10 protein-coding genes and 1 pseudogene are annotated in these 9,117 nt (G+C 65.3%); 4 read left to right on the top strand and 7 right to left on the bottom strand.

The annotated features are described in order from the left end of the window. The 3 genes and pseudogenes from OJJ21_RS06820 to sugE all read left to right on the top strand — a co-directional run. Nucleotides 1-383 (top strand): annotated as a pseudogene (locus OJJ21_RS06820) (methyl-accepting chemotaxis protein); the annotation flags it as partial. A 5-nt stretch (nt 384-388) separates the two neighbouring features. After that, a complete protein-coding gene (locus OJJ21_RS06815; RefSeq protein WP_297684443.1) occupies nt 389-943 on the top strand; it encodes a PAS domain-containing protein in 555 nt (184 codons plus the stop codon). Nucleotides 944-1,094: 151 nt separating this feature from the next. After that, a complete protein-coding gene (gene sugE, locus OJJ21_RS06810; protein WP_297684441.1) occupies nt 1,095-1,415 on the top strand; it encodes a quaternary ammonium compound efflux SMR transporter SugE in 321 nt (106 codons plus the stop codon). Nucleotides 1,416-1,544: 129 nt separating this feature from the next. Here the strand turns inward: sugE and OJJ21_RS06805 are convergent, their stop codons facing one another. The 7 genes from OJJ21_RS06805 to OJJ21_RS06775 all read right to left on the bottom strand — a co-directional run bounded on the left by OJJ21_RS06805 (nt 1,545) and on the right by OJJ21_RS06775 (nt 8,186). Then, entirely contained in the window at nt 1,545-2,252 is a 708-nt protein-coding gene (locus tag OJJ21_RS06805) for an ABC transporter ATP-binding protein (protein WP_297684439.1), read from the bottom strand. A 2-nt stretch (nt 2,253-2,254) separates the two neighbouring features. Beyond that, a complete protein-coding gene (locus tag OJJ21_RS06800) occupies nt 2,255-3,010 on the bottom strand; it encodes an ABC transporter ATP-binding protein (protein ID WP_297684437.1) in 756 nt (251 codons plus the stop codon). Further along, entirely contained in the window at nt 3,007-4,299 is a 1,293-nt protein-coding gene (locus OJJ21_RS06795) for a branched-chain amino acid ABC transporter permease (RefSeq protein WP_297684435.1), read from the bottom strand. Before OJJ21_RS06795 ends, OJJ21_RS06800 begins: the two co-directional genes overlap by 4 nt. Before the next feature lie 3 nt (nt 4,300-4,302). Continuing rightward, entirely contained in the window at nt 4,303-5,253 is a 951-nt protein-coding gene (locus OJJ21_RS06790; RefSeq protein ID WP_297684433.1) for a branched-chain amino acid ABC transporter permease, read from the bottom strand. Nucleotides 5,254-5,347: 94 nt separating this feature from the next. Then, a complete protein-coding gene (locus OJJ21_RS06785; protein WP_297684431.1) occupies nt 5,348-6,595 on the bottom strand; it encodes a branched-chain amino acid ABC transporter substrate-binding protein in 1,248 nt (415 codons plus the stop codon). A gap of 104 nt (nt 6,596-6,699) precedes the next feature. Next, complete coding sequence (locus tag OJJ21_RS06780; RefSeq protein ID WP_297684429.1) at nt 6,700-6,906, bottom strand: hypothetical protein; 207 nt, start codon at nt 6,904-6,906, stop codon at nt 6,700-6,702. After that, on the bottom strand, nt 6,903-8,186 hold the full coding sequence (locus tag OJJ21_RS06775) for a serine hydrolase domain-containing protein (protein WP_297684427.1): 1,284 nt from the start codon (nt 8,184-8,186) through the stop codon (nt 6,903-6,905). Before OJJ21_RS06775 ends, OJJ21_RS06780 begins: the two co-directional genes overlap by 4 nt. Nucleotides 8,187-8,379: 193 nt before the next feature. Between OJJ21_RS06775 and OJJ21_RS06770 the strand changes: the two genes are divergently transcribed. After that, nucleotides 8,380-9,117, top strand: a 738-nt coding sequence (locus tag OJJ21_RS06770) for an FCD domain-containing protein (protein WP_297684425.1), incomplete at its 3' end; no start/stop codon positions are given.

Below are 9,117 nucleotides of genomic sequence, written 5' to 3'. Positions count from 1 at the left end.
GGCTCGACCAGATCAATACCGCCGTGGGCAGCATGGACGAGATGACCCAGCGCAACGGCGCGCTGGTGGAAGAAACCTCGGCCTCGGCGCAGAACCTCGCCGATCAGGGCCGCCAGCTCGCCGAGCTGGTTGGCTTCTTCAAAACCGGCGGCGAAAGCGCCGCGCGACCGGCATCGGTGCCGCTGCCGGCGAAACCTGCCGCACCGGCGGTGGTCGCAAAACCAGCCGCCGCTGCCGCGCGGCCGGTCGCCGTCAAGGCGCCGCCCGCAGCATCGCCGCCCGCCACCAAACCAGCCGCAGCGCCGAAGCCCGCTCCGAAGCCTGCCCCTAAGCCTGCGCCGGCTGCCGCCGCCAGGGACGAAGACGACTGGCAGGAATTCTGATCCGGATGACCGGCGGACCGGATGCGGCGTTTGTCCACGAACCTCTGACTCAAGTCCACGGCGCACTCTGCGCGCCACCCGCGCAGGTGATGCCGCATATCGGCGATGCGCGGCTGAAGCAGCTGCTGCAGGCCTGGGACGGCTGGCGCGGCGCGCGCACCTTGCCCTCGCGCGCCGATTTCCGGCCGGAAGAGCTGCGCTCTCTGCTCGGTCATCTCTTCCTGCTCGATATCGTGGCCGCCGAGACCGGCCTGCGGTTTCGCTACCGGCTGTTCGGCAGCGCGGTCACCGTGTATCGCGGTTTCGATCTGACCGGCCGTTTCCTCGACCAGCATCCCGATCCGCATTTCGCCGCCCGCGCCCATCAGGCCTATCTGCAGGCGGTGCAGGCGCGGCAACCGCTCTGGGCCAATGTGCGCGGCGCCACGGCCACCGGGATGTCGGCGAATTTCGAAGGCCTGATCCTGCCCCTGGCCCAGGACGGCGAAACCGCCGATATGGTGCTGAGCGCGCAGATCATGACCCAGGCGCCGACAGTGGAGACGCCGCTGGCCGGCTGACGGCAGGCTTGCCGCCGGTCCGGGGCTGCGCCATATCAGGCTGCGGCCGGGACGACCCGGCGATTTCCCTGGACATCCGGCGGGGACGACCCTGCCCGCAGCGCGCCATCCGGATATCGGACGGCGCCTGAGAGCGAAGGAGCAATTCGCCATGGCATGGATCATTCTGCTGCTTGCCGGGCTGGCCGAGGTCGGCTGGGCCGTCGGCCTGAAATACACCGAGGGCTTCACCCGGCTGTGGCCCACGCTCGGCACCGTCACCGCGATGGTCGTCAGCCTGCTGCTGCTCGGCCTGGCGCTGAAGACCCTGCCGCTCGGCACCGCCTATGCGATCTGGACCGGCATCGGCACCATCGGCACGGTGGTCCTCGGCATCCTGCTGTTCGGCGAAAGCGCTGCCCTGCTGCGGCTCGCCTGCATCGGGCTCATCGTTGCCGGCATCGTCGGGCTCAAGTTGGTGACGCCAGCGTAGCATCTCCATCGTCGTTCCCGCGCCCGGCGGCGAAGCCGCCGTACATATATTGTCGCGCAAAGCGCGACGGGCGGGAACCCGGTTTAACCATAGACTGAATGCCCGCCTTCACGGGCATGACGAAAGGGCCTAAACCTCCAGCCATTCCTTGCGGATGGCGGCGTTGTCCTTGAGCTGCTGCGGCGTGCCCTCGAATACCATATGGCCGTGGCCCATCACGTAAAGCCGCTGGCAGATTTTCAGCGCGATGGTCAGCTTCTGCTCCACCAGCAGGATCGAGATGCCGCGCGCGGCGATACGCTCAAGAAGTTTGCCGACATGCTCCACCATCATCGGTGAAAGCCCCTCGGTCGGTTCGTCCACCATCACCAGATCGGGGTCGCCCATCAGGGTGCGGCACATGGTCAGCATCTGCTGCTCGCCGCCGGACAGCACGCCGGCCTGGGTGTCGGCGCGTTCGGCCAGTCGCGGGAAGATGTCGAACATGTCCTGCATCGACCAGCGGCCGGTGCCCCTGGTGCTCTTCTGGCCGAGATAGAGATTTTCGCGCACCGTCAGGCCGGGGAAGATGTCGCGGTTCTCCGGCACGTAGCCGAGGCCGAGGCGGGCGATCTCATGCGGTTTTTTGCCGGCGATTTCCTTGCCCTTGAAGACGATCGAGCCCCGCGGCGGCACGTCGCCCATGATCGCCTTGATGGTGGTCGAGCGGCCGACGCCGTTGCGGCCGAGCAGCGAGACGATTTCGCCCGGCTTCACGTCGAAACTCACGCCATGCAGGATATGGCTCTTGCCGTAATAGGCATGCAGGTCGCGGACTTGCAGCATCGATTCGCTCATGGTCAATGCTCCGCCTCAAGCGCCTGGCCGAGATAGGCTTCCTGCACCGCCGTGTTGCTGCGGATCCTGGCCGGCGTGTCGGAGGCGATGATCTGGCCATAGACCAGCACCGAGATGCGGTCGGCCAGATCGAACACCACGCCCATGTCGTGTTCCACCATGATCAGCGTGCGGCCTTCGGTCACCTTGCGGATCAGGTTGACGAAATGCGCGGTCTCCGAGCGGCTCATGCCCGCTGTCGGCTCGTCCAGCATCACCACGCCGGCGCCGCCGGCGATGGTAATGCCGATTTCCAGCGCGCGCTGCTCGGCATAGGTCAGCACGCCGGCCGGCAGCTGGCTGCGATCGGCCAGGCCGATCTGCTGCAGGATCGCCATGGCGCGTTCGTTGGCATCGTTGAGCTTGCGGATGTTGTGCCAGAAGGAATAGCGGTAGCCCAGATGCCACAGCACGGCGCAGCGCACATTCTCGAACACGGTCAGTTTCGGGAAGATATTCGTCACCTGGAAGCTGCGCGACAGGCCGCGGCGGTTGATCTGGTAGGGCTTAAGGCCGGTGATGTCCTCGTCGTTCAGCGTGACGCGGCCCTGGCTGACCGGAAAGCGGCCGGAGATCAGGTGGAACAGCGTCGACTTGCCGGCGCCGTTCGGGCCGATGATGGCATGGCGTTCGCCCTTGCCGACCTCAAGCGAGACGCCGCGGATGATCGGCGTGACGCCAAAGGTCTTGTGCACGTCTTCCAGGGCGAGCGCGCTCATCGTGCCGCCTCCACACCATGGGCGGCATCGCCGTAAGCGGCTTTCAGTCGCGGCGCATAAAGCCGGCCGAGCCACAGTCCGCCGCCGAGCAGCAGCGCTGCGGCCAGCCAGGGCAGCGGCGTGTTGGAATCGAAGCCCAGGCGGAAGAAATGCATCGCCGGGCCGTCGGTCTGCGTCTTCACCAGCTGGTGATGCGCGGTCTCGATCAGCAGCGTGAGGCCGGCGGCGCCCATCAGCACCGGCACGGCCATCGCGGCATAATGCGGCAGCACTTGCAGGATCGTGCCGCGGCGCCACAGCGGCAGGTGCAGCATGATCAGCCCGGCCAGGCCGCCCGGGGCGAACATCACCATGCCGATGAAGATCAGGCCGAAATACAGCATCCAGGCGCCGGTGATGTCGCTGAGGAAGACCTGCAGCAGCACCACGAGAATCGCACCCAGAATAGGTCCGGCAAAGTGGCCGATGCCGCCGATATAGGCCATCAGCAGCACCACGCCGGACTGGCCGCCGGAAATGTTGACGGCGTTCATCAGCTCGAAATTGATCGCCGCCAGGCCGCCGGCGATGCCGGCGAAAAAGCCGGCGACGCAGAAGGCGATGAAGCGCACCATCTGGGTTGAATAGCCGATGAATTCGGCGCGTTCGGGATTCTCGCGCACCGCATTGCACAGGCGGCCCAAAGGCGTGCGGGTGAAGGCGAACATCGCGGCGATGCAGACCAGGCACCAGGCGGCGATCAGGTAATAGACCTCGATCTGCGGCCCGAAGCGTACGCCCCACAGCGTCAGCATCTTGGTGCGGTTGGCGGTGATGCCTTCCTCGCCGCCGAAGAAGCCGCGCAGGATCAGCGACAGCGAGGCGATCAGCTCGCCCAGCCCGAGCGAGATCATGGCAAAGGCGGTGCCGGCGCGCCGTGTGGAGACCGCGCCGAAGATGAAGCCGAACAGCAGGCCCATGAAGCCGCCGACCAGCGGCAGCACCGGCAGCGGGATCGGCAGCTTGCCGCCCGCGATGGTGTTCATCGCATGCACGGCGAGAAAGCCGCCCAGCCCGTAATAGACCGCATGGCCGAAGCTGAGCATGCCGGTCTGGCCCAGCAGCATGTTATAGCTGAGCGAGAACACGATCATGATGCCCATCAGGCACATGGTGGTGAGCGCGGCGCCCGAGGAAAACACCTTGGGCAGCAGGATCATCAGCCCGGCGGCGGCGATCCAGACGCCGTAGCGGCGCAACAGGTCGAGCACGGGATTGGGCCGGGCGGCGGCGAGAATGGTGCTGCTCATGACTCAGGTCTCCCGCGTGCCCATCAGGCCGGTGGGCCGGAAGATCAGGATCAGCACCAGCATCAGATATGGCACCACCGGGCCGATCTGCGCCACGGTCACCTGCCACATGTCGCTGAGCGCGCCGCTGATCGGGCGGCCGATGCCGATGGCGCCGAGCGCATCGCCGAGCGAGTAATTGATCGCGATCGCGAAAGTCTGGATCAGGCCGATCAGCAGCGAGGCGATGAAGGCGCCGGGCAGCGAGCCGAGCCCGCCGAAGACGACGACGACGAACAGGATCGGCCCCAGCACATGCGCCATGCTGGGCTGGGTCACCAGCGCCGGGCCGGCGATCACGCCGGCGATGGCGGCGAGGCCGCAGCCGAAGCCGAACACCATCATGAATACCTTGGGCACGTTATGGCCCAGCATCGCCACCATGTTGGGATGGGTCAGCGCCGCCTGGATGATCAGCCCGATGCGCGAGCGCGTCAGCACCAGCAGCAGCACCAGGAAGATCGCCACCGAGATCAGCAGCATGAACATGCGGAAGGCGGGATAGGTGGTGCCGAAGAGTTCGAAGGCGGAGAAGTCGAGCAGCGCCGGCACGCGGTAATCCACCGGCAGCTTGCCCCAGACCATCTGCACCAGCTCCTCGACCACGAAGGCGAGGCCGAAGGTGAACAGCAGTTCGGGCACATGGCCCCATTTGTGCACGGTGCGCAGGCCCCAGCGCTCGACGGCGGCGCCGATCAGGCCGACCAGCACCGGTGCGGCGACCAGTGCGACCCAGAAGCCGAGCCACTGGCTGATCTGGAAACCGAAATAGGCACCCAGCATGTAGAAGCTGGCATGAGCGAAATTCAGCACGCCCATCATCGAGAAGATCAGGGTCAGGCCGCTGGCCAGCAGGAACAGCAGCATGCCGTAGAGCACGCCATTCAGCGTGGAGAAGATCACCAGTTCCAGCAAACGACGCCCCCGTCTGTCGAATCACGCAATGCAGCAGAAAGTGCAGACGAAACGGCCCCGGTGCTATCCGGGGCCGTCGCCCAGTCTAATGCGGTCAGCTCGGCTTCGCCATCTTGCAGGTGGTGGCGACGTCGGTATTGGCCATCGGGATCGTCGCGGTCAGCTTCCAGCCCCAGCCGGAATTCTCCTCGTCGAACTTCATGTCGCCCGCCATCGGAGTAAGCGCGGAGATGTAGATGTCCTGGAAGAACTGGTGGTCTTCCGCGCGCATGTAGGTGTCCTTGCCGTAGATGTTCTTGTACTTCAGGCCGCGCAGCTTCTCGGCGAAGACCTTGGGGTCGTTCGACTTCGCCTCGTTCATCGCCATGGCGAGCATTTCCATCTCGTTGCGCACGCGCGGATACCACCAGCCCTGACCGGCGCTCTTCTTGCGGAACTCCTCTTCCCAGGCGAGGTTTTCCTTGACGTTGATATTGGCGATGCCTTCGGTGATCTGGTAGACGCGGTCCTTCAGGCCGGTCTGCTTGATCGCGGTCGGGCCACCGGCGCCGCCGGCATAATAAGTGTAATAATCCACCTGCAGGCCGGCATCGGCCGAAGCCTTGAGCAGCAGCGCGATATCGCTGCCCCAGTTGCCGGTGATGACGCTGTCGGCGCCGCTCGCCTTGATCTTCGCGATATAGGGCGCGAAGTCGGTGATCTTGGCCAGCGGATGCAGCTCGTCGCCGACGATCTGGATATCCGGCCGCTTGGCCTTCAGCATCTCGTTGGCCGCTTTGCGCACGGCATGGCCGAAGGAATAGTCCTGGTTGATCAGGTAGATCTTCTTGATGCTCGGCTTGCCCTTTATATAGGTGGTCAGCGCCTGCATCTTGATGTCGCTATGCGCATCCCAGCGGAAATGCCAGTAGCTGCATTTGTCGTTGGTGAAGGCCGGATCGACCGCCGCATAGTTCAGGTAGACCACTTCCTTGCCCGGATTGCGGTCGTTGTGTTTGTTGACGAAGTCGATCATCGCTGCCGCGGCACCCGAGCCGTTGCCCAGCGTCAGGATGCGCGCGCCGGCGTCGATCGCCTTCTGCGCCGCGATCACGGTTTCCTGCGGACTCAGCTTGTTGTCGTAGGTCAGCAGTTCCATCTTCTGGCCGTTGACGCCGCCCTTGGCGTTGATCTTGTCGATCATGTACTGGAAATGCTTCACGCCATGCTCGCCGATCGGCGCCATCGCGCCCGACAGCGGATCGACGAAGGCGATCTTCACCTGCGCAAAGGCCGGTGCCGTCATGCCGAGGCCGGCCGCCAGCGCGGCGACGGCCAATCCTGTCCCGTAACGAGTGGGCATTGTTTCCTCCATCCTGTTCTGTTGCGGCGGCTTCCGGTCCGCCGATCCGCCGTCTGCGCGGCGAATTCCTGTGTCGCGCCTGGCCGTGCCGATGACGGGCGGCCTCAAGCGCGGCGATCCTGGTGGGAATGACGGGCCGTCATCGCGACCCAGCCGAGAGCCTGCCGCCGCTCGAGCGCGGAAGACCGGCCCGGATACCGCCGGGTGTGGCTGGCAATGACAACATGGACCGGCGCGCCGGCGATGACGGATCTGCCCGGCCGCAGCGCGGCGAGCAGTTTTGCCAGCAGGGCGCGGAAGCGCATCATCATTTCACCAGCGCGGCATAGACCATGTCGCGCATCAGCGCGCGATAGGTCAGGCGTTGCTTGGGCGACTGCATCATGAAGACGACGAACATCTTCTCTTTCGGGTCGACCCAGAAATAGGTGCCGCCGGCGCCGCCCCAGTAATAGTCGCCGGCGCTGCCCGGATCGGCCGAGATGCCGTTGGCCAGACGCACGCCGAAGCCGAGGCCGAACCCGTAGCCGGGGCCGGGCAGGAAGTAGGGGCCGGGCACCACGCCCGTGCCCATGTGATCCGAGGTCATATAGGCGAGGATGCGGGGGCTCAGATACCGCTTGCCGCCCTGCGCGCCGTTATCCAGCAGCATCTGCAGGAATTTTGCGTAATCCATCGCCGTGCCGGTCAGGCCGCCACCGCCGGATTCGTATCTGCCCTGCTGGCGCGGATCGAAGAATTCCACGCCGCCGCCCAGACTGCGGTCATTGGCAAACGGCTCCGCCACGCGATCCTGCCTGGCCTTGTCGGTGACATAGAAGGCGGTGTCCTTCATGCCGAGCGGCTTGAGCAGGCGGTCGTTCAGCGCGGTGTACAGCGACTTCTTGTCGACCACCTCGATCACGCGGCCGAGGATGTCGGTGGAATGGCTGTAATCCCAGACCGTGCCGGGCTGATAGGCCAGCGGCAGCGCGGCGATACGCTCGGCGAATTCGGCATTGTCCGGATCGCTTTTCAGAACATCGCCATACATCGCCTTCACGGCGCCGACACCGAAAAAGCCGTAGGTGATGCCCGAGGTGTGGCGCATCAGGTCCTGGATGCTCATCGCCCGCTTCGGCGGCACCAGCTCCAGCGTCGGCTTGCCGCCGGCCTCGGCGGCGGGTTTTTCCACGCCCACCTGCACCTTGCCGAAGGACGGAATAAAGCGCGCCACCGGATCGCCGATGTGATAGCGGCCTTCTTCCACCTGCATCATTGCCGCCGCGGTGACGATCGGCTTGGTCATCGAATAGATGCGGAAGATGCTGTCGCGCGTCATCGCCGCCTTGGTCTGCGGATCGCGCAGGCCCACCGCCTCGAAATAGGCGATCTTGCCCTGGCGTGCGATCAGGACGACGGCACCGGGAATGGTGCCGGCCTCGGAGTCGGCCTTCAGCCGGGCGCCGATGCGGGCAAGGCGGTCGGGCGCGAAGCCCAGCGTGGCCGCATCGGCCTGGGGCAGTGGCTCGGCGGCGCGGCTGAGCGGTGCATGAAGCGCAAGGACGGTAATGCCGGCCAGTACGGCCAGCCTCGAACGGCACAGTCTCATCGGTGCGGCCTCCCAGGACCATTTTTATATTTACTTGGCGACTATGATTGTCGGACAATCCGACCTGAGTCAAATACTCTGCTGTTCAGGGTCGATTGGCTGGACCGCTGCATGCCGCGACCGGTAGAACTGCCTGTCGCGGTTTCGAATGATTCGGGAATGTCCGGTGCATACCGGTCGGTACGGGGGGTAAATGTCTGAGGTCGCCGAGAAATTCGCGCGTATCACGCCAGTGCCGGCCTACCAGATGGTGGCCGAGGCGATCGAGCGCGAGATTCTGTCCGGCCGCCTGCGCCCCGGCGATCCGATCGGCACGGAGGCGCAGCTGGTGCGCCAGTTCGGCGTCAACCGGTCTACCGTGCGTGAAGGCATTCGCCTGCTCGAACAGGGCGGCATGGTGCAGCGCGATTCCAGCCGCCGCCTCGCCGTCGGTCTGCCGCATTACGACCAGCTCGCCACCCGCGCCAGCCGTGCGCTGGTTCTGCACCAGGTCACCTTCCGCGAATTGTGGGAAGCCACCATGGCGCTCAGCCTGGCCACCATCGATCTGGCGGTCGAGCGCGCGACCGCCGACGAGCTGATCGCACTGGACGCCAATATCGACGCGACAGAAGCCGTGCTCGACGATCCGTCCGCTGTCGCCGCCTATGACAGCGAATTCCATGTCATGCTGGAAAAGACCGCGCGCAACCGCGTGCTGGAACTGGCGCGCGAACCCTCCAACATGCTGATCTACCCCACCACGCATGTGGCGGTGCAGGGCACCGAGCAGGGTGCCCGTCGCCTGGTCGAGGCGCATCGCATGCTGGTGCAGGCTTTGCGCATGCGCGACAAGGAGATGGCGCGACTGTGGACGCGGCGCCATCTCAACGACTGGCGCAAGGGATTCGAGCGCACCGGCAACGATCTCGACCAGCCGGTCGATCTCGTC

This window comes from Ferrovibrio sp. (genome assembly GCF_025869515.1).
Lineage (GTDB): Bacteria > Pseudomonadota > Alphaproteobacteria > Ferrovibrionales > Ferrovibrionaceae > Ferrovibrio.
This window is presented reverse-complemented; position numbering and strand designations above follow the sequence as displayed.

What these genes read in the sequence shown, in the direction of transcription:
- OJJ21_RS06815 (WP_297684443.1), top strand. Translation starts at nt 389, where the DNA reads ATGACCGGCGGACCGGATGCGGCGTTTGTCCACGAACCTCTGACTCAA.
- sugE (WP_297684441.1), top strand. Translation starts at nt 1,095, where the DNA reads ATGGCATGGATCATTCTGCTGCTTGCCGGGCTGGCCGAGGTCGGCTGG.
- OJJ21_RS06805 (WP_297684439.1), bottom strand. Translation starts at nt 2,252, where the DNA reads ATGAGCGAATCGATGCTGCAAGTCCGCGACCTGCATGCCTATTACGGC.
- OJJ21_RS06800 (WP_297684437.1), bottom strand. Translation starts at nt 3,010, where the DNA reads ATGAGCGCGCTCGCCCTGGAAGACGTGCACAAGACCTTTGGCGTCACG.
- OJJ21_RS06795 (WP_297684435.1), bottom strand. Translation starts at nt 4,299, where the DNA reads ATGAGCAGCACCATTCTCGCCGCCGCCCGGCCCAATCCCGTGCTCGAC.
- OJJ21_RS06785 (WP_297684431.1), bottom strand. Translation starts at nt 6,595, where the DNA reads ATGCCCACTCGTTACGGGACAGGATTGGCCGTCGCCGCGCTGGCGGCC.
- OJJ21_RS06780 (WP_297684429.1), bottom strand. Translation starts at nt 6,906, where the DNA reads ATGATGATGCGCTTCCGCGCCCTGCTGGCAAAACTGCTCGCCGCGCTG.
- OJJ21_RS06775 (WP_297684427.1), bottom strand. Translation starts at nt 8,186, where the DNA reads ATGAGACTGTGCCGTTCGAGGCTGGCCGTACTGGCCGGCATTACCGTC.